Here is a 20,005-nt window from a genome sequence, read left to right on the forward strand (position 1 = left end):
GTTTCATGGAGCGATCGCGGGAGACCCGGACGCTGAGCCGGGCTCAGGGGAGCCCATTGGGCCCGAGGGCCCAGGAGCTTGCATGAACGCATTGAAATTCAACCCCACCACGGTGTCGGTGGACCTGGGCGACGCGCCCATCAGCCTCGAGACCGGCCGCATCGCCAAGCAAGCCCACGGCGCCGTCGTGGTCCGCCAGGGCGACACCATGGTCCTCGTGGCCGTGTGCTACGGCACCCCCCGCGAAGGCATCGACTTCTTCCCGCTGACCGTGGACTATCGCGAGCCCGTGCTGGCGGCCGGCAAGATCCCCGGCGGCTGGTTCAAGCGCGAGGGCCGACCCACCACCAAGGAAACCCTCACCAGCCGCCTCATCGACCGCCCCCTGCGCCCCCTCTTTGAAGAGGGCTACAACGGCGACACCATGATCACCGCCCAGGTGCTCAGCTACGACGGCCAGCACGCCCCTGAGACCCTGGCCATGGTGGGCGCCTCCGCGGCCCTCATCATCAGCGAGATCCCCTTCGTGAACCCTGTGGGCGGCGTCCGCGTGGGCCGCGTCAACGGCCAGCTGGTGGTGAACCCCACCGTCGAGCAGCGCGCCGAGAGCGACATCGACCTCCTGGTGGCCGGCACCTCCGACGCCCTGGTGATGGTGGAGTGCGGCGCCAAGGAAGTGCTGGAAGCCGACATGGTGAAGGCCCTGGCCTTCGGCCATGAGCAGATCAAGACCCTGGTGAAGCTGCAGAAGGATCTGCAGGCCAAGGTGGGCAAGCCCAAGGTCGCCGCCGCCAAGGCCGAGCGCAACGAGGCCCTCTACAAGGAAGTGGCCGCCGCCTTCGCCGAGAAGCTCTTCGCGGCGCTGACCATGAAGGTGAAGATCGAGAGCTACAAGGCCATCGACCTCCTCAAGAAGGAAGCCGTCGCCCAGTTCTGCGCCGACAAGCCCGAGCTGAAGAAGGACCTGGTGGCCTGCTTCGACGAGCTGAAGGAGACCCTCTTCCGCAACGCCATCCTCAAGCAGGGCGTGCGCCTGGACGGCCGCAAGTTCGACCAGATCCGCCCCCTCAACATCGAAGTGGGCGTCCTGCCCGCGGCCCATGGCAGCTGCCTCTTCACCCGCGGCGAGACCCAGGCCCTGGTGACCGCCACGCTGGGCACCATCCAGAACACCCAGATCATCGATGGCCTGGAGGAGGAGTACAAGAAGAAGTTCTACCTCCACTACAACTTCCCCGGCTACAGCGTGGGTGAGTGCAAGCCCAACCGCGGGCCCGGCCGCCGCGAGATCGGCCACGGCATGCTGGCCGAGCGCTCCCTCTTCGCCGTGTTCCCCACGCCCGAGGAGAACCCCTACACGGTGCGCGTGGTGTCTGACATCACCGAGAGCAACGGTTCTTCTTCGATGGCCACCATCTGCGGCGGCACGCTGGCCCTGATGGATGCTGGCATCAAGCTCCAGTCTCCGGTGGCGGGCGTGGCCATGGGCCTCGTCAGCGACGGTGACAAGTTCGTGGTGCTGTCCGACATCGCCGGCCAGGAAGACCACTACGGCGACATGGACTTCAAGGTCGCCGGCACCGAGAAGGGCATCACCGCCCTCCAGATGGACATCAAGATCGGCGGCATCACCACCGAGATCCTCACCAAGGCCCTCGACCAGGCCAAGGCCGGCCGCCTGCACCTGCTCGACCTGATGGGCAAGGTGCTCGCCGCCCCCCGTGCCGAGTTCGCCAGCAACGCCCCCCAGATGCACAGCATCCAGCTCCCCAAGGAGAAGATCCGCGATGTCATCGGCAAGGGTGGCGCCACCATCCGCAACATCATCGAGGTGAGCGGCTGTGAGGTGAACATCGACGACGACGGCCTCTGCCAGGTCGCCGGCCCCACCCAGGAGAAGCTGCAGGTGGCCCTCAAGATGATCGGTGACCTCATCCAGACCGCCGAGGTTGGCAAGACCTACCTGGGCAAGGTCGCCAAGGTCGTCGAGTTCGGCGCCTTCGTGACCATCCTCCCCGGCCTCGACGGCCTGCTGCATGTCAGCGAGCTGGCCCACCACCGAGTCGCCAACCCCGCCGACGAAGTGAGCGAAGGCCAGGAAGTCATGGTCAAGTGCATCGGCATCGACGAGAAGAGCGGCAAGATCAAGCTCAGCCGCAAGGCGCTCATCCCCAAGCCGGAAGGCGCGGACGCCGAGCCCGAAGGCGAAGCGCCCAGCCATGACGATCGGCCCCGGCGGCCCCGACCTCCTCGGCGTTCCTAAACTAATTTCTCATCAAGCACAAAAGGAACCCACAGCCCAGGGTTCCTTTTGTGCTCATGATTGACCTTTCGCCTTAATCCAATCAACAACCACGATGGTTTTCCTTCAACATTTCCCGGAAGATCCATATTAATGCCTCGATTGCTCCTCCCGCTCATTTCCATGTTCGCAACCATGGCTGCAAGCCTCCTGCTTCTCCGGAAAGCCGTCAGCTGGGGATTCATCGACCAGCCGGATCCCCGAAAGGTGCACGCCATGCCCACCCCGCGAACAGGGGGTTTGGCCATGGTGCTAGGAGGGGCGCTGGTGTTTTTCCTGCTTTCAGCGTTCGGGAGAATTCCCTCCCCGGGTCTACCTTGGCAGACCTGGGTGGCGGGTCTGAGCTTCATTGCGGTTGGGACAATGGATGATCGATATAGTTTTCATCCACGACAGAAATTCCTGGTACTCCTTTCGATCTCAGCCATGGCTGCCTGGCCCTGGGTACTGACCCTGAAGGCCACCAATCCGTCATGGCTTCCCCAGACCTTGGTGGGGTCGCCTCTTTTCCTTGTTCCTGTGGCTCTTTCGATCACCTTCTGGTTCATGGCAGTCCCCAATGCTGTGAACATCGAAGACGCCATCAATGGTTACATGGGAGGATTCACATTCATCCTGTTGTTTGCCCTCTACCTGCGTGGCGTGGACACCCGGATCGCACTGGGGGCTCTTGCTGGTTTTCTACTGCTGAATTGGCCAAAGGCCAAGCACTTCATGGGCGATGCCGGAAGCTTCGGTTGCGGATTCTTTATCGCCGAGGGCATCCTTCGTGGGGGTGGGATAGAACACCCCTTAATGACCCTGGCGTTCACTGCACCCATATCCATGGATGTCGCCATGGGATTGATCCGGCGAAAAAGGCTGGGAATGAGTTTCTTTACCGCTGATCGCGCCACCTTCCCCCATCATCTGCTTGCCCGGTTCGGCGGGTCGCATGTGAAAGCGACCTTGGTACTCTGGCTTATCAGTTCCGGATTCGTGGTCCTGTACCCCTTCCCGACAGCCCTCCTAATCATTTTCTTGGGATACGCCTTCGCACTGGTTTTCCTGAATGCGAATTCTCTGTTCCCCCAGCAATCAGCCGGAACCTGACCTCATCACTATGTTTTGGCATTGCCGGAATAAAGGTCCAGATGAAGCTAGCCACAGGAAACCCTGGCAACATTTGCTCAAAGGCTCAACCTCTAGGAGGCGAGGGACCTTGACTCGCAAATCCGCGCCTAAGATCATGGATTGATGCCTCGCTTGAGATGCTGCGGCGAATGCTCATCGCTTCAGAGATTGTGTCGGATTTGGCCCGTTTTACATATTGTTTTTTAACTTTTTCCTAATATTTTATTTATAGATAGTTGTGAATGATGGACCAATTCGATTATTGAAGTTTTTCGGAGCCAATGGAGTCCAAAATGTTCAATCAAAAAACGCTTGTTATCACTGGGGGGACTGGAACATTTGGTAATGCCGTTTTAGAAAGGTTTCTTGAAACGGACATTGGGGAAATTCGAATCTTCTCTCGCGATGAAAAGAAGCAGAACGATATGCGAGACCAGTTCTCCCACCCGAAATTGAAGTTTTACATCGGGGATGTCCGAGACGAGTCAAGCATCCGGGACGCCATGCGAGGCGCGGATTTCGTTTTCCACGCCGCAGCCCTGAAGCAGGTTCCGTCCTGTGAGTTCTTCCCTCTGGAAGCCCTTCGAACCAACGCAGTCGGCACGGAGAATGTCCTCAATGCCGCAATTCAGACCAGGGTGGCCAGAGTCATCGTCCTCTCCACAGACAAGGCGGTCTACCCCATAAACGCCATGGGCATTTCCAAGGCGATGATGGAAAAGTTGGCCATCGCAAAGTCCCGGACAGCTGCTCCCGATACCACCATCTGCGTCACACGCTATGGCAATGTCATGGCCAGTCGCGGATCCGTGATTCCGCTCTTCCTGAAACAAGTCCAGGACGAGATCCAGTTGTCCGTGACCGACCCGAAGATGAGCCGGTTCATGATGACCATCGAAGATGCGGTCGATCTGGTTCTATACGCCTTCGAACACGGTCTGCCAGGAGACACCTTCGTGCAGAAGGCGGCTTCCAGCACCATCGGAGTTCTGGCGGAAGCCATCCAGTCCCTCCTAGGCCGTCCCATGCCCCTCCGAGTGATCGGCACTCGCCACGGCGAAAAGCTGTATGAAACCCTCCTCACACGGGAGGAGAAAACCATCGCCGAGGACCTGGGAGGCTACTATCGGGTTCCCGCGGATAATCGGGATTTGAACTACGGAAAGTATTTCACTGAGGGTGAAGAAGAGTTGAGCGAGCAGACCGACTACAATTCCCATAATGTGCCACTCTTGGATATCGAAGGCATGAAGCGCATGCTCATGCGGCTGGATTGTGTCCAGCAGGCCCTAAGAGGCGAACGGGTGCAGGTTTGAGGGCACCACGATGAAGAAAACCGTCCTGGTGACTGGCGCAAATGGATTCGTGGGTAGCAACCTATGCGCGGCCCTCAAATACCGGAAGGATGTGAACCTTCTGACCTACGATGTAAACGACCCGCTGGATGCACTTCCTGAGCGGGTCCTAGCCGCCTCGGCCATCGTGCATCTCGCAGGAATCAACCGGCCGGAGCACCCAAAGGAGTTCTTGGCGGGAAATGTCAACCTGACTACCCAACTGGTCCAAATACTTCAAACGGCCGGGAAAAGCACCCCCCTGATCTTGTCTTCGTCCACCCAGGCAGCCCTCGCCAATCCCTACGGCGAGAGTAAGCTCGCTGCAGAGGAGGCGGTGTTCGAATACAGCCGGGCCACAGGAACTTCAGTCTTTGTCTACAGGCTGCCAAATCTCTTCGGGAAGTGGTGTCGCCCCAATTACAACAGCGTCGTTGCCACCTTCTGCCACAATATCGCCCACAAGCTCCCCATCCAGATCAACAATCCGGATGCCCCCCTCGACTTAGTCTACATCGACGACCTCATAGACGCGTTCTGTCAAGCCCTGGAAGGAAGGGCAGTGATGAACGGACCGTTCTGCACTGTTCCTGTGGTTTACAAGACCACAGTGGGAAACTTGGCTGATCGAATCCGGGCATTCGCCTCCAGCCGGGACGACCTGTCTATTCCACCGATGGACGACCCTTTCACTCGCAAGCTCTACAGCACCTACTTGAGCGCCTTACCCACGGACCAATTCAGCTACCCCATCAAAATGCACCGTGATTCCCGAGGTTCCTTCACGGAATTTCTGAAAACCCCGGACCGAGGTCAAGTATCCGTCAACATCTCGCACCCCGGAATCACTAAGGGCAACCACTGGCACCACACGAAGAACGAGAAGTTCCTTGTGGTAAGCGGGACAGGAGTCATCCGTTTTCGAAAACTCGGGACTCAAGAAGTGATCGAGTACCGGGTCAGCGGTGAAAAACTGGAGGTGGTCGACATCCCCCCTGGTTACACCCACAACATCACCAATATCGGTGAATGTGACATGGTCACCATCATGTGGGTGAATGAACCTTTCGACAGGGACCGCCCAGATACTTGGATCGAAGAAGTATGATGTGCTGTTTCCGTCGGAGGCCTACTGCCAGGGCAATGCGGAGTGAAACATGAAGAAGCTGAGGGTTGCCACCGTCGTCGGGACTCGGCCTGAAATCATCAGGCTGTCCCGAGTGATGTCCAGGCTGGACCAAGACATGGATCACCTCCTGATCCACACGGGGCAGAACTACGACTACGAACTCAACGAGATCTTCTTCAATGACCTCGAGATCCGCAAGCCCGACCACTTTCTGGGTGCCGCGGGAGCCACAGCCGCGGAAACCATCGGCCAGATGATCGTGAAGGTGGACCAGTTGCTGGCAGAGGACAAAATCGATGCCCTTCTCCTGCTGGGCGACACCAATAGTTGCCTGGCCGCCATCCCTGCGAAACGCCGCCACATTCCCATCTTCCACATGGAGGCCGGAAACCGCTGTTTCGACCAGCGTGTTCCAGAGGAAACAAATCGAAAAATCGTCGATCACATCAGCGACATCAACTTAACCTATTCCGATATCGCCAGGGAATACCTTCTCCGCGAAGGTCTGCCACCCGACCGGGTGATCAAGACTGGTTCACCCATGTACGAAGTGCTCAACCATTACAGGCCGAAGATCATGTCGTCAGACATCCTTGATCGCCTTGGGTTATCGCGGCACGACTACTTCCTGGTGAGTAGCCATCGAGAAGAGAACATTGAGCCCGAGGATCATTTCAGGAAGCTGGTCACCATCCTTAATAACCTGGCCGAAACCATAGGAAAGCGGGTGATTGTCTCCACCCATCCACGCACTCGCAAGCGCCTGGACACCCTTGGGATAACCTTTCATCCCGGCGTTGAGTTGCTGAAGCCACTTGGTTTTACGGATTATGTCCGCCTTCAGGTCGATGCCCACACCACCCTTTCCGACAGCGGAACCATCACCGAGGAATCCTCCATCCTGAACTTCCCGGCCCTCAACCTGCGGGAAACCCATGAACGGCCGGAAGGCATGGAGGAAGCCAGTGTCATGATGACCGGCCTAGAATGGGAACGAGTCCACCAGGGTCTGGCCATCCTGGCTCATCAAGGACGAGGCGAGGTACGAACTCTCCGCCCTGTATCGGACTACTCCATGCCAAATGTGTCCGACAAGGTCGTCCGGATCATCCTTAGTTACACCGACTACATCAATCGCACGGTCTGGAGGAGATGACCGGCTGTGCGCGTCCTGATCGTCTCTCAGTATTTCTGGCCAGAGCACTTCCGGATCAATGATCTAGCCGAGGGGTTGACCCAGCGTGGACACGAAGTGACGGTCCTAACGGGGGCTCCGAACTATCCGGGCGGAAGAATCTTCACGGGATACGGCCTTTTCAACAGGGGCGAAACGCATCGTGGCGTAAAGATCATCCGGGTTCCCCTGATTCCCCGCGGCTCCGGGAAGGCTGCGGGGCTGGCGCTCAACTACCTATCTTTCATGCTCAGTGCAAGCATTCTCGGTCCCGTGTTGTGTCGGGAATCTTTCGACATCATCTTTGTATGTCAGCTCTCGCCGGTCACGGTAGGTGTTCCTGCCGCCTTCTTAAAATTCATTAAGAGGGTACCTATTATCTTCTGGGTACTTGATCTGTGGCCTGAATCCATCGTCGCGGCAGGTGGTATCCGCTCTCAATGGCTATACAAAAGCGTCGGAAGCCTGGTGAGACTAATCTATAAATCGTGTAACCATATTCTTTATACATCAAAAGGATTCACGGACAGCATCCAGTCCCACGGGGTCGATCCCTCGCGGCTTTCTTACTTCCCGAATTGGGTGGAGCCGGTGGAAGGTTCAAACGCTGCCCTTCCTACAAGTTTGCCCGATGGATTCAGGATCCTTTTTGCCGGGAATGTGGGGGAAGCCCAGGACTTCGGAACCATCCTGGGAGCGGCAGAGCTTCTTCGTGAGGATCCCTCCATCCAGTGGATTATATTGGGCGAAGGCCGTCAGTGGAATTGGGTCAAGGCCCAAGTTGAATCCAGGGGCCTGTCCCGCTGTTTCCACTTGCTTGGTCGGTTCCCATCGGAGACCATGCCCGCCTTCTTCGAGCAGGCAGACGCGCTGTTGGTGACCCTGAAGCAAGATCCGACATTCGCCCGAACGGTACCCGGAAAGGTGCCTTCCTATATGTCCTGTGGCAAACCGATCTTGGGAGCTCTGGACGGTGAAGGCGCCGATCTGATCAAGGAGGCGCAGGCAGGACTCGTCGTGTCCTCTGGGGACGCCAAAGGATTGGCAAACAGCGCCTTGAGATTAAGGCAGATGAGCGCAGCTGAGAGGGCCAGAGTGGGTCAATCCGGGAAACATTACTGCGAGGCCCATTTTGATCGCGAGCACCTGTTCAACCAGTTGGTGGCTGCCATGGATCAGCTGATGGAACCGACCAAGGCTAGAGGTGCTTGATGTCTCCGCCCGCCGGCCGGTGGACCTCGATCTGATGCAGGGGCGGCCGGGCTCCGAACTACATCAACCTCGCGCCATCGGTCAGGAGCCTCCCGGGGCAGTCGTGATATCCTAAGCTCAGGTTATTGAAAGCATCACACCTCCCCTACCCGAGACGGTGAAACATGGCCGAGTTTCCCTCGCGGTTGGGTCGGCAACGAAGAGGAAATTGAACCATTATTTATAACCTTCCATTACTTCTACTACGGTAACCCAAATGCAGAATAAAACTCCTAACAACAGACCATATGCCATATGTTCAAACTGCATTATGGATACAAGTGATTCAAATATTTTTTTCGATGAGCGCGGCTGGTGTGATTACTGCAATAATTATCATAATAATATCCTCCCCAATTGGCACCCAGATGAAAGGGGAGAGCAAGAGTTACTCCCGACCATTGAAGCCATTAAAAGGGAGGGTAAGGGCCGGGATCATGATTGCCTCATCGGCATCAGCGGTGGTGTCGACAGTTCCTATGTTACTTACATTGCCAAAGAGAAATTCGGCCTTCGTCCACTAATTTTTCATGTTGATGCTGGTTGGAACTCCCAGCAGGCAGTCAATAACATCGAGAAACTTATTGATAACCTCGGGCTCGACCTACATACAGAAGTTGTCAATTGGGAGGAAATGAAGGACCTACAGTTGGCCTTCTTCAAGGCTCAGGTTCCTCACATTGACACCCCCCAGGATCATGCATTCTTCGCGGCCATGTACAATTTCGCCGCTAAATATAAATTTAAATACATTCTTACAGGCGCTAATTACTCCAGCGAATGCGTAAGAGAACCTCTTGAATGGCACTATCACGCCTCGGATCTCCGCCAGCTTCTAGACATCCACAGCAAGTTCGGGAAACATCCCCTGAGAACTTTCCCCTTAGCTGATATTTTCAAATATAAACTCTACTATCGATTCATTAAAGGGGTCCGAGTTGTAAAGCCTCTTAACCATATCCCGTTTTATAAGGAAGCGGCGATGGATGAACTTGTGGACCGGTTCGGATGGCAAAAATATGCACATAAACACTATGAATCAAGATTCACCCGGTTCTATGAAGGCTACTGGTTGCCCACCAAATTCGGGTATGACAAACGCAGGGCCCATTTCTCAAGCTTGATCCTCACCGGACAATTGAGCCGTGCGGATGCTCTTGAGAAAATCGCCCTGCCGGCCTATAGCGAAGAAACCATAGCTGAGGACTTCGAGTACATCGCTACGAAACTTGACCTCACGGTTGAAGAACTCAAGGCGATTATGGCCGGGCCGAACAAGACCTATCGGGACTACAAGAACGCCATGACTTTCATTGATCTCGGGACAAAGGTACTCAGGGCGGTAGGCGTTCAAAGGGCCATCATTCGATGATTACCATTGTCGACTACGGCCTTGGGAACATCATGGCGTTTGCGAATGTCTACAAACGGCTGAACATCGGAATAGCCATCGCTCAAACGGCCAAAGAAATCAGGAGTGCAACCAAGATCATCCTTCCAGGCGTCGGAGCCTTTGATCATGCTATGGAGCGCCTCACTGCTTCTGGGATGAGAGAGACACTCGATGACCTTGTTCTTGCTAAGGGCGTGCCCGTGATCGGAATCTGTGTAGGCATGCAGATCCTGGCCAGCTCCAGTGATGAAGGCCAGAGGCCAGGCCTTGGGTGGATCAACGGAAGGGTCAGAGGGTTCAAGTCCACCCCAGGCACCGACCACCTTCCGTTACCCCACATGGGTTGGAATGATGTCCAACCTCTGCCGAATCAAAAGATTTTTGCTGGACTTGAAACGGACAGTCGATTCTATTTCCTTCATTCCTTCTACTTCGAATGCGAGGACCCGAGGGATATTTCTGCGAAATCAGAGTACGGCATAGATTTTCCTGCCGCCGTCACCCATGGAAACATCCATGGAATCCAATTCCACCCGGAAAAGAGTCACCACTATGGAACTCGGCTCCTGAAAAATTTTGCGGACCTTTAGCATGCTGAGGCCACGAATCATTCCATGTCTGCTCGTCCATAATGGCGGTCTCGTGAAAACCGTCGAATTCAAGGACAGCAAATATGTTGGAGATCCCATCAACGCGGTGAAGATTTTCAACGAGAAGGAAACAGATGAACTCATGGTCGTGGATATCGATGCGACGAAGAATGGCTGTGAGCCGAACTTCAAGATGATCGCAGACTTGGCCGCCGAATGTCGCATGCCCCTGGCCTATGGCGGCGGGATCAAGACTGCTGCCCAAGCCAAACGGATCATCGGGCTGGGCGTGGAGAAGGTGGCCATCTCCTCTGCCGCCATCACCGACCCCAGCCTGATCACTCGCGCCGCGGATGAGATCGGGAGCCAGAGCGTCGTCGTGGTTCTGGACATCAATAAGTCCGCTTCCGGCGATGCCTATGAAGTCTGGACCCACAATGCGACCCGGAACACGAAGCTTTGCCCCTTCAAGATGGCTGAAGAGGCCCAAGCTCTCGGTGCCGGAGAGATCGTCCTGAATTCCATCGCGCATGATGGGAAGATGAAGGGGTACGACCTGGCCCTGGCTACCGCCATGCGCGCTCGAATCGACCTCCCCATGACCATTCTCGGCGGAGCCGGGTCACTGGCCGATCTGGGGAAACTGATCGCCGCCTGTGGCATCGTCGGAGCCGCCGCTGGGAGCCTGTTCGTCTTCAAGGGCCCATTCAGAGCCGTGCTTATCAACTACCCAAATCAGCAGCAGAAGGATGACTTGATCCGCGTAGCTCTTCATGCAAACACATCAAACCATTAGCCAAGACCGATGCTCACCTAAAAACAGAGATCAATAGGTTTGAATTATCCCTGACAAGGACGGCGGTTTCCTCCCATGTAGACCATGCTGGGGAAATGCGGTAAAGAAGGATCGTTGCTGGTTCATCCCGGTTTTCTGTCGCAACCCGCTGGCTCGGAATCTCGGGCCAGGCCTTCTACCAACCGACGGCGAAGTTCGAAGACTTGGTAGTCCCAAAGACCCGATACCTGAAGCATCCGGAGATCGAGAATGTGACGCTTCTCCTGGTACTGGGTTGAGGGGTGGCATCGGAGTCCCGAGGTTCCTACTCCAAAAACCGAGACCCGCCAGATCTCAGATAGACCGTGGCGTCATTGTCTGGGGCCTTCCAGGTGAGTGAAGGGGTGGCCTACAGGGCATACACGGGGTCAGTTTCCGGTATCGAAGTCACCGGGGGAGATCACTGACTTCGGAAATGGCTTCTGGAACTGATGTAGAACCGAAGTGCTTCAGTTCGCCATTGCTCTATCTGTGGATGAGATGAGGGTGATTCAGGGTGAATCCCGAACATGTCAACTAAGAAGGCTGTTGTGCGAGAGGCATATCCGGAAGCGAATGAAGAACCTTCCCCGCTGGAGTTTGCGTAGCAATGGGGTGAGTTCCGGTCGACTCCACCTTCTTTCGCTCAGTCCACCAATACAACTCCAATCAATCCAGATTTGGAAAAGAGAATGGGCACCACGGGGTGGAGATCCCAGTCCCATCATGATGCCATCTCAAACTGCAAAATCACATGATCCTTGGCTTGGTTTCGAACATCGGGCCAGAACTGGTCACCAGAGTGGGGGAATCTTGTCTCATTCTGCCAATCTGCACCCGTGCGACAGTTCGGTTGGCAACCTAAACTGGGGTCGGCTTGGCAGCCATGCCCACCAAGAAGAAGACGGTGTCCAGGGTGGAGAGAATGGTATGAAGCGACTTGCATTCTTTTTACTTATAATGATTGCGCTTACAGCATGTACCGGCAGTAGAGGTTCGCCAGGAACGAAGGATATGACACTTGCTTCGATCGCCATATCTAGCGGTGATAATCAAACCGCGGTGGTCGGTACTCAATTATCGGCACCACTAGTTGCTCAAGTGCTAAACAAACAAGGCCAACCAATTCCCGGCTTCGTTGTTAATTTTGTAGTGACATCAGGTGGAGGGGAAATATTCGCCAAAACAATGATATCCGATGCAAATGGTTTGGCAGGAGGGATATGGACACTGGGGACCATAGCAGGGGTTCAAACTATGGAAGCAAGAGCTATTACTCCATCTGGAACCATAATTTATGCCACCTTTAGTGCCATCGCAACTGTTGGGGAACCCAAAAGCATAGATATTCTTTCTGGCAATAATCAAACTGCTCAACAACTGCAGCAACTTCCACTATTGCTCTCGGTAGTTGTAAACGACACCTATAGAAATCCAGTGGCCGGGGTCCCCGTGGCTTTTATAGCGAGTGACGGAGGAGCAACCACCCCTTCATCATCAGTAACAGATGTACATGGGTCAGCCTCTACAATGTGGAAATTAGGTCCGACACTCGGAGTTCAGACATTAAATGCTACAATTTCTGCCTCAATAGATATAAAATTCAGCGCAGTAGCCACCCAAGCACCTCCTGGTGAAGTTAAAGCTATTATCAAAATATCTGGAGATGAGCAAGCAGTATCTCAATATTTATTACTACCATATCCACTCCAAGTGATTGCTATTGATCAACTTGGAAACCCTGTTCCTGAATTGCAAATCACATTCTTTTCTGCCACCTCAGGGAGTGATTATAACAATCCTCAGACCATAATTACTAATACCAGTGGGATTGCAAGTTGGGCAGGATATTTCTATAATACCGGCCAACAAAATACCACTGCTTCTGCCGCCGGAGTCACACCAATTGAATTCACAACCAGTGTATTGGCTTCTACACATAAATACGATGGTATATATCTATGTAACCTTGAAAATACCGGTCTATATGGATTAACCCCTTTTCGGTTTTCCATTGTCAATGGTCAACCATATAGCGATAGCTACACAGACTCACATGGCGGTATCTCCATTAAAATCGGGGGCACTTTTAATGAAAATGACGCTACGCTATTGTTAAGCGTAGAATACAATAGTATCTTTGATTTCGCCAGGCATTATTTTATTGACTTCACAAGTAGTCTAACGATCGACTCCCTCGGCAATATCACGGGCTCTGGGGTATGGATGTACAAGGCTCAACTTGCGGAGCATAATGGTAATGGCACATGCAGTAGAAAATAAAATCGGCATGTCAGAGAACATACAAAAGCAGGTGCCGTCGCTTCAATGATTTCAAGTAGCGCTAACTGGTCGGCACCCCCCGGCAAACTCAAGCGACATTGAGGAACGGACCAGGCCTTCATAATGTGGCTAGCAAATTACCTACCGCCCTCCTGAATTCGCTTGTAACCATACCGGGTGAACTCTGCGATGGGCCAGCATCTGCTGAATGCTGTGGCCGGCGCCACTGAAAATGATGCTCTGCCGATCCCCGACCACCCCCTTCAAGAAATTCCGCCCGGTAAGCCCATCACCCTCTTCGGGTGCCAATGCCAGGCTGGATAGCCAATCGATGCTGGAGGTCTCACTGAGCAATCTGCCGATCTTCCGGGTGTCGATGGTGGGCACCTGAACGCTATGGCTGTGACATTTTGAACGCCCCTGCTCAAATTTGTCGGAGCGGGTGGTTGGACCAGTCCCATACCTCAAAAAAGCCTCTAATCATTTTGCGACTGGCGTGAAGGTGTTCAATTCGGAAATGAATCGGGTAATCACGCTCTTGCAGTCAAATATCCTTGAATAAATTTCGCCACTTGCCTCTCCCATTTGCTTCCAATCAGCTTGCCTGGATAGCATGGATTCGAAAGCTGTTTTGATTTGGCTGGGATCAAAGGGATCGAATAAGAACCCATTCTTGCCTTCTTCCAGGACCTCAAAATGATTCCCACAACGATTGGATACCAACAATGGAAGTTTCATCCTTAGTCCCTCTACTAGGACGAGGGGGCTGGCATCGGTGAAGGAGGGGAGGGTAAGAACTTGGGCTTCCCTGTACAGCCTAACGAGTTGCTGAGTCTCGCAGTGTCCCAGCAATTGCACATGGGACTCGATGTTGTGTTCTGAAAGATAGGCCTGGACAGAGGCTCGATCCGGACCGTCACCAGCGACTACAAAGCGGGCTTTTCGAATGTTATCGTCCCCAATGGCCTTCAAGAAATTAATGAGGCCCTTGATTCGTTCATCAAGCCGGAGTGAAAAAAGGATAGTGGGAGTTATTCGAAGATATCTTTGTTCCACATCTTCGTTTGTGAGTTGGAAACTCGATTCATCAATGGTATTGGGGAGATCGATAAAAGCCTTGTCTGGCATACCCCATTTCTGGAAAGTGATCTCGACCATCCGACCGGAACTAATCTGAGCCCCAGTCGAGGCATTATATACATATTTTCTCATCCATTTCTTAATCATGTTGTCGTTTGAGGCGCCGATAGTAAGATAGTTGGCCTCAGACCAGAAATGTAATTGGCTCCGATAAAGGCCCAATCGTTTCAATGTCGCAAGAATGAGAACATTGATGTCATTCCAACTGCCGCCAATGACGACCTCTTTCCTACGAGAGGTGAGCAACATCCATAGGAGGCGCGGATTGAAATGGATGTGGAAGCGACCAAGCCTCCAATAGAAGCCGCGGTCAATGTAAAAGGGATGCTTCAGTGAAGCCCTATCCAAAACCCAATTCCGGTCATTTTCCGTCTCCCGCATGTAATAGACGATGAAATCCAGGCCTCGCTCATACAGTTCATTATAAAAAGCGATCCGGTAAGGTGCGGGAATGTTGGTAAAGAAGATGAATTGTTTATTGGATATTGCTGGCGATTCTGTCATTGAATCCACATCTTATAAGGGCAACACGGGCGAGAATCTAGCGAAGGCGATCAGGATGATTACGGCACCACTCCACCGTCCTGGAAATCCCTTCATGTATATCAATAGAATTTTCGTAACCCAAGAGTGATTTTGCCCGCTGGATGTCCGCAAGAGAGTCCCGAATATCGCCCTTGCGTTCCTCCACATGGATAGGGGTGATGGAGGAGTGTAGGGCAAGGGCGATGAGACGGTAGAGATCATTGATGGTGGTTCGTTGGCCACTGCCGACATTGATCAGGTGCGCACCGGGAGGAAGGTCTCCGAAAAGTCCGAGGATGTTGGATTGGGCCACATTCCTTACATAAACAAAATCTCTTGATTGCTCGCCGCTACCAAAAATGGTGGGGGATTCCCCTCGAAGCAACTGGGAGACGAAAAGCGGGATGACGGCTGCGTAGGGCCCTCGAGGGTTCTGCTTCGGGCCGAACACATTGAAATAGCGAAGGCCTACGAGAGTCATTCCGTGTGCGTAGTGGAAGGCGGCTGCGAAGTCTTCATTTCCCTGTTTGCTGGCCGCATAGGGAGACAAGGGAAGCCCGCGGTTGGTTTCGGAGATCGGACTTTCCTTCAAGTCGCCATATATGGAGGAAGAGGACGCATAGACAATCCTTGTGACCCCCGCAAGCCGGGCCTGATTGCACAAGGTGACAAAACCGTGAAGGTTGTGAAAGGAGTATAGTTCAGGCATGACGACCGACCGAGGAACAGACCCCAAGGCGGCTTGGTGGGTGACAAGGTCCACGCCGCGGCAGGCACGGGCACAATCCTCTGATCGGGTGATGTCTCCCTCCATAATCTCCAGGTCACCCTTAAGATCTTCAAGGTTTCGCCTATCCCCTTCGCTGAAATTGTCGAGAATCCGTACAGAATGGCCCATTTCGAGCAGACATTCCGCGAGATTACTACCGATGAACCCTGCGCCACCTGTAACCAATACTTTCAATGAAGTGTCTCCTAGAGGCATGATTGAAAATCGGCCCGCCCCGCAGAGGGCCAGATCAGTAGATTCATTGTCCGTTGGCCCGAGCCGATTGCCTCTGGACATGTGCCCCAGAGGTGATTCCATGGCCCTAATTCATCCCAGTTTAACCCGTAGCCATTCACGATTAAACCAAGCCCAGCTACACAATCCAGTAAAGAATGAGGCCCAAAAAACCATGTTTGCACGGGCTGGACGGCTCTTGTCGAAAGGAAGGTTGCCTGCATCAAGAAGGTTCAGGATCGGAAGATCATTTTTCTCCTCTAGCAGAGACTGCTCCCGAGTCATGGAGATGGAGCTGACGAGCTGCTGACGAAGTCGGAGCTCGGTTTCAAGTCGGATGCCTTTGAGGCGGATGGCGGGGTCGCTGCTCGTTTGGTAGTTGCGATTGACTTCCAGAAATCGGCGAAACGCATCCTCTGCCTCATCCATTTCCTTCCGGGCCTCGACCAACCGGGCTTCTGCGAACAGCGCCTTGGCCCCGCCGCGGGTGCGGCCCTTCTCGCGGTTGAATGTCTCAAGCAGGCTTACGGCCTCCCGAACCACGGACTGAGACAGTTCGGGCGAGGTCGTCTCGGCGCTGAGAGTGATCACCTTGGACTTCATGTCCCGCGAAACCGTCAGGACGGTCGTCAATCCCGCGATAGCCCGATCCATATTCCTGGCCTTCAAGTAATCGTAGAGGGTCTTTTTCTGGGTTTCGGCGCGCCCAAATCGCCAAGTGCGCTCGTGGAATTGGAATTCGGTCTGGAGCAGCTTTTCGCGCAACCAACGGCTGTTGAGAATATCGACAAAATTTGCGTCGCTGCCATCGCCTCCCGGGATGCTCACGCCGAAGGCCGCCGCCGCGCTGGCCAAGCCACCCAGATTCCCCCCGAGCGCCTTGCTTTCCACGGGTAGCAGGCGTGCCTCGGACCGGTAGTAATCCGGCAGGGCCAGGGAGTAGAGGGCAGTCAGGAGCCCTGCCAGAAGGGCTAGGCCCAGGGACCGTTTCGCGCTGCCCAGGAGTGCCAGGGCCTTGGAAGTGAAGGAATCGTTCATTCGCTGGTATCCCTTTCGGGTCGAAGACCCCAATTGCAGGTCGAGTCCTGTCCAGGAGGGTGGGCGGCCGATTAACTGACTGGTCTCGTGGGAGTCGGCTCCGGATTCAGGTCAGTCGCTACGCCATCCAGGTCATGGAATCGTTTCTTCAGGATGCCATCCAGGGGGAATTTCTCCAAGACCTGGACGATCCGCCGGCTGGCCCCGCCATCCCCGTAGGGATTCCGGACGGATGGGAGCATCTGCCGGAACGAGAGGTCATACAGCTTGTGTATGGCGTCCAGGATGTCGCGATGGAACGGAGGGCAATCGATGACGCTGGCCGCCTTCAGACGGCCCCGTTGCCGGTCGCCGATGTTGACCGTTCCAATCCCGAGGCTGGGGGCCTCGGCAAGTCCGCTGGACGAATTCCCGATCACCCCATCGACCCACTTCAGGCAGGACAGGTATCTGAGCTGACCCAACGAGGTATAGGCCCGTGCATTCGGGTGAGCCGCCACAAAGCCTTCAACCTGCCGGGCCAAGTCTCGGCTTCCGGCGTCTGCGTTCGGCATCGAGAATATCAGATGGGTATCGTCAAGTTGGTCGAGAGCCCGGAGAAGCTCTGCCATCTGATGGGAGGACTGCCCCCCTTCGAGGGTCACGGGGTGGAAGGTCACTAGAAGGTTCTTCGCCCCCAACTGGAACTCAAGCGAGGCCTCGAGTTCCTGGCGACTCAACAGGTTCACGCGGGTAATCGCATCCACGCCCAACCCGCCCACCATAAAAACCCGATCAGGGGCCTCACCCAGCTGGATGACCCGGGCCCGGTATTCGGGGGCCGCGACGAAGTGGAGGTGGGCCATCTTCGTGACGGAATGGCGGATGGCCTCGTCGAACGCACCTTCGGTCGTTTCCCCTCCGTGCAGGTGGGCCACGGGGATGCCCAGGATGAGGGCGGCCGAGGCGGCGACCAGTACCTCGAACCGGTCTCCCAGGAGGAGGACCAGGTCCGGGGCCAGCCGGGCATACGCCTCCGACATGCCGATCAATCCGAGCCCCATGGACTTGCAAGTTCCGAGGTCCGTGTCGGAACTGAGCAGCATCTCGACCTTCGCGGTGATGGAGAACCCGTCGCGTTCGATGTCCCGGTAGGTCAGGCCGAATTCCGGGGACAGATGGGCTCCAGTGGCCAGGATCTGGAGCTCTGCCCGGTGTGAGTCCTTCAGCTCCTGGAGAATCCACCGGAGGAGCCCGTACTCCGCACGCGTGCCAGTGACCACACAGATTTTGCGATTCATAGGTCGATTAATTCGTCAGGGGCGAAATCCCGATGGGCCACCCGGCCAAGCACCTCGTCCCACCGCATGGGCGAGATGCCGGTGCCTGGGCGCTTGGCGGTCAGGTTGTCCGCCGTGAAACGCTCCCCTGCGCGAATCGCACGGGCGGCAATGAGGGATTTACGCGCAATGCCCTTGTTCTTGATTTCGCTTGGATTGGGGCGCTTGATGCCGTCGCCGAGGGCCTGCTCGATGTTGCGGATGGCATCCACCATGGCCTTCAGTTCGTGGGGTTCGAGGCTGGCCTGGTGATCGGGGCCGGGAAGGTTCCGGTCCGTCGTGAAGTGCTTCTCGATCACCGTGGCACCCAGGGCCACAGCGGCCACCGGAACCTCGATCCCAACCGTGTGGTCGGAGTAGCCGACCTCGACTCCGAACGCGTGGCCCATGTTGCACATGGCCCGGAGGTTTACCTCGGCCATGGGGGTCGGGTACTCGGTGCTGCAATGGAGAACGGTGACCTTGTCACGGGGGGTGCCGGCCTGCTCGATGACATCGAGCGCGGCCTCGATCTCGCCGAGGGTGGCCATTCCGGTCGAGAGGAGAACCGGTTTCCCGGTCCTGGCCACATGGCGGAGGAAGGGGAGGTTCGTGATCTCGCCGGAAGGAATCTTGACCCAGTCGATGCCGAGTTCGATCAGCATGTCAAAACTCTCCGGGTCGAACGCGGTGGAGAGAAACTGGATCCCGTGCTGTTGGCAGGTTTCAAGGAGGACAAGGTGGTCCTCCTTGGTCAATTCCAGCTTTCGGACCATCTCGAACTGGCTCTCACTCGGATTAGTTGTCGCATTTTGGTAGTTGGCCTTCGGCGCAGAAGACGAGACCAGTTTGGTGGTAACAAAGCTCTGGAACTTTACGATATCGGCCCCTGCAACTGCCGCAGAAGCAATAAGTTTCTTGGCAAGCATGAGGTCACCGTTATGATTGACCCCGGCCTCGGCTATGATGAGTGTTCTCTTAACCATAATTATCCCTAACCAATGAACCGAGTGTAATCCGCAAGATCATGTCGCACAGTGAGTCCCATCCCCACAATGCATTCCTTTCCAATTCTGACGCCTTGTTTAATCGTAACTCCACTACCCACAAAACTGCCATTCCCGATTGTTACATCGCCGTTAAGAATTGCACCGGTAGAAATGTGACAATGATTCCCAACACTTACATCATGTTCAATAAGAGAGCTTGTATTTATGATGCAATTGTTGCCAATGGCTGAGCCTGCATTGACGATTGCTCCATGTAATATGACAGATCCATCTCCGACAATTGAATTTTTAGACACATAGGCACGCGGTGATATAATAATAGGTAGTTTGAATCCAAGGCTTTGAACTTTCTCATATAATCGGACTCGATTTTCTGATGATTCGATTTGTCCAATTGTAATTAGTGCGTAGCTGTATGATTTGGACAATCGGGAGAGGTCCGCATCTGTCCCGATTACTTTGTAGCCTAAGTGTAAAGAACCGATTTCCGTTTCTTTGTCAATTAGACCGGCAATCTCGTATATATTTTGCTGTTCGATGACATCAAGGCACGAATGGCAGTGACCGCCGGCTCCAACTAATATTATTTGGGGTTTGTTCATTTGCGG

General features: G+C 54.7%; 16 protein-coding genes. 10 read left to right on the forward strand and 6 right to left on the reverse strand.

The features are described from left to right. Positions 1-82 precede the first annotated feature (82 nt). From pnp to QUD34_RS13165, 10 genes are all read left to right on the forward strand, one after another. Positions 83-2,263: a polyribonucleotide nucleotidyltransferase gene (pnp, locus tag QUD34_RS13120; protein WP_286354163.1), complete on the forward strand. Its 2,181-nt coding sequence runs from the start codon at positions 83-85 to the stop codon at positions 2,261-2,263. Positions 2,264-2,569: 306 nt separating this feature from the next. Beyond that, a complete protein-coding gene (locus QUD34_RS13125; protein ID WP_286354164.1) occupies positions 2,570-3,394 on the forward strand; it encodes an MraY family glycosyltransferase in 825 nt (274 codons plus the stop codon). Positions 3,395-3,708: 314 nt separating this feature from the next. Further along, positions 3,709-4,731, forward strand: a complete 1,023-nt coding sequence (locus QUD34_RS13130) for a polysaccharide biosynthesis protein (protein ID WP_286354165.1) — start codon at positions 3,709-3,711, stop codon at positions 4,729-4,731. Positions 4,732-4,741: 10 nt separating this feature from the next. Continuing rightward, the gene (locus QUD34_RS13135) at positions 4,742-5,857 is read left to right on the forward strand and encodes a capsular polysaccharide biosynthesis protein CapF (protein ID WP_286354166.1); all 1,116 of its coding nucleotides are present in this window, start codon (positions 4,742-4,744) and stop codon (positions 5,855-5,857) included. A 49-nt stretch (positions 5,858-5,906) separates the two neighbouring features. Next, entirely contained in the window at positions 5,907-7,034 is a 1,128-nt protein-coding gene (wecB, locus tag QUD34_RS13140; RefSeq protein ID WP_286354167.1) for a non-hydrolyzing UDP-N-acetylglucosamine 2-epimerase, read from the forward strand. A gap of 6 nt (positions 7,035-7,040) precedes the next feature. Further along, complete coding sequence (locus QUD34_RS13145) at positions 7,041-8,264, forward strand: glycosyltransferase family 4 protein (protein ID WP_286354168.1); 1,224 nt, start codon at positions 7,041-7,043, stop codon at positions 8,262-8,264. A gap of 256 nt (positions 8,265-8,520) precedes the next feature. Continuing rightward, a complete protein-coding gene (locus QUD34_RS13150; protein ID WP_286354169.1) occupies positions 8,521-9,675 on the forward strand; it encodes an N-acetyl sugar amidotransferase in 1,155 nt (384 codons plus the stop codon). Then, a complete protein-coding gene (hisH, locus tag QUD34_RS13155; protein ID WP_286354170.1) occupies positions 9,672-10,286 on the forward strand; it encodes an imidazole glycerol phosphate synthase subunit HisH in 615 nt (204 codons plus the stop codon). The genes QUD34_RS13150 and hisH overlap by 4 nt, the downstream gene beginning before the upstream one ends. A gap of 1 nt (position 10,287) precedes the next feature. Continuing rightward, a complete protein-coding gene (locus QUD34_RS13160; protein ID WP_286354171.1) occupies positions 10,288-11,082 on the forward strand; it encodes an AglZ/HisF2 family acetamidino modification protein in 795 nt (264 codons plus the stop codon). Between the two features lie 948 nt (positions 11,083-12,030). Beyond that, on the forward strand, positions 12,031-13,383 hold the full coding sequence (locus QUD34_RS13165; protein WP_286354172.1) for an Ig-like domain-containing protein: 1,353 nt from the start codon (positions 12,031-12,033) through the stop codon (positions 13,381-13,383). A 480-nt stretch (positions 13,384-13,863) separates the two neighbouring features. On the opposite strand, the gene QUD34_RS13170 is transcribed toward QUD34_RS13165, so the two are convergent. The 6 genes from QUD34_RS13170 to QUD34_RS13195 all read right to left on the reverse strand — a co-directional run bounded on the left by QUD34_RS13170 (position 13,864) and on the right by QUD34_RS13195 (position 19,999). Further along, positions 13,864-15,027, reverse strand: coding sequence for a glycosyltransferase family 4 protein (locus QUD34_RS13170; protein WP_286354173.1), 1,164 nt, complete (start codon positions 15,025-15,027; stop codon positions 13,864-13,866). Between the two features lie 37 nt (positions 15,028-15,064). Next, positions 15,065-16,135, reverse strand: coding sequence for an NAD-dependent epimerase/dehydratase family protein (locus QUD34_RS13175; RefSeq protein WP_286354174.1), 1,071 nt, complete (start codon positions 16,133-16,135; stop codon positions 15,065-15,067). Between the two features lie 9 nt (positions 16,136-16,144). After that, positions 16,145-17,089, reverse strand: coding sequence for a GumC domain-containing protein (locus tag QUD34_RS13180; RefSeq protein WP_286354175.1), 945 nt, complete (start codon positions 17,087-17,089; stop codon positions 16,145-16,147). Positions 17,090-17,160: 71 nt separating this feature from the next. Continuing rightward, positions 17,161-18,369: a UDP-N-acetylglucosamine 2-epimerase gene (gene neuC, locus QUD34_RS13185; RefSeq protein ID WP_286354176.1), complete on the reverse strand. Its 1,209-nt coding sequence runs from the start codon at positions 18,367-18,369 to the stop codon at positions 17,161-17,163. Then, positions 18,366-19,373 carry an N-acetylneuraminate synthase gene (gene neuB / locus QUD34_RS13190; protein WP_286354177.1) on the reverse strand — a complete coding sequence of 336 codons (1,008 nt, stop codon included), beginning with the start codon at positions 19,371-19,373 and terminating at the stop codon, positions 18,366-18,368. The genes neuC and neuB overlap by 4 nt, the downstream gene beginning before the upstream one ends. 8 nt (positions 19,374-19,381) lie before the next feature. Further along, a complete protein-coding gene (locus QUD34_RS13195; protein WP_286354178.1) occupies positions 19,382-19,999 on the reverse strand; it encodes an acetyltransferase in 618 nt (205 codons plus the stop codon). Between the last annotated feature and the right edge of the window lie 6 nt (positions 20,000-20,005).

Origin of the sequence: Geothrix oryzae (assembly GCF_030295385.1) — a bacterium.
Classification (GTDB): domain Bacteria; phylum Acidobacteriota; class Holophagae; order Holophagales; family Holophagaceae; genus Geothrix; species Geothrix oryzae.

Coding starts and splice junctions, on each gene's coding strand:
- wecB (WP_286354167.1), top strand. CDS start 5,907: ATGAAGAAGCTGAGGGTTGCCACCGTCGTCGGGACTCGGCCTGAAATC.
- neuC (WP_286354176.1), bottom strand. CDS start 18,369: ATGAATCGCAAAATCTGTGTGGTCACTGGCACGCGTGCGGAGTACGGG.
- hisH (WP_286354170.1), top strand. CDS start 9,672: ATGATTACCATTGTCGACTACGGCCTTGGGAACATCATGGCGTTTGCG.
- QUD34_RS13130 (WP_286354165.1), top strand. CDS start 3,709: ATGTTCAATCAAAAAACGCTTGTTATCACTGGGGGGACTGGAACATTT.
- QUD34_RS13165 (WP_286354172.1), top strand. CDS start 12,031: ATGAAGCGACTTGCATTCTTTTTACTTATAATGATTGCGCTTACAGCA.
- QUD34_RS13175 (WP_286354174.1), bottom strand. CDS start 16,135: ATGGAATCACCTCTGGGGCACATGTCCAGAGGCAATCGGCTCGGGCCA.
- neuB (WP_286354177.1), bottom strand. CDS start 19,373: ATGGTTAAGAGAACACTCATCATAGCCGAGGCCGGGGTCAATCATAAC.
- QUD34_RS13195 (WP_286354178.1), bottom strand. CDS start 19,999: ATGAACAAACCCCAAATAATATTAGTTGGAGCCGGCGGTCACTGCCAT.
- QUD34_RS13170 (WP_286354173.1), bottom strand. CDS start 15,027: ATGACAGAATCGCCAGCAATATCCAATAAACAATTCATCTTCTTTACC.
- QUD34_RS13180 (WP_286354175.1), bottom strand. CDS start 17,089: ATGAACGATTCCTTCACTTCCAAGGCCCTGGCACTCCTGGGCAGCGCG.
- QUD34_RS13135 (WP_286354166.1), top strand. CDS start 4,742: ATGAAGAAAACCGTCCTGGTGACTGGCGCAAATGGATTCGTGGGTAGC.
- QUD34_RS13160 (WP_286354171.1), top strand. CDS start 10,288: ATGCTGAGGCCACGAATCATTCCATGTCTGCTCGTCCATAATGGCGGT.
- QUD34_RS13150 (WP_286354169.1), top strand. CDS start 8,521: ATGCAGAATAAAACTCCTAACAACAGACCATATGCCATATGTTCAAAC.
- pnp (WP_286354163.1), top strand. CDS start 83: ATGAACGCATTGAAATTCAACCCCACCACGGTGTCGGTGGACCTGGGC.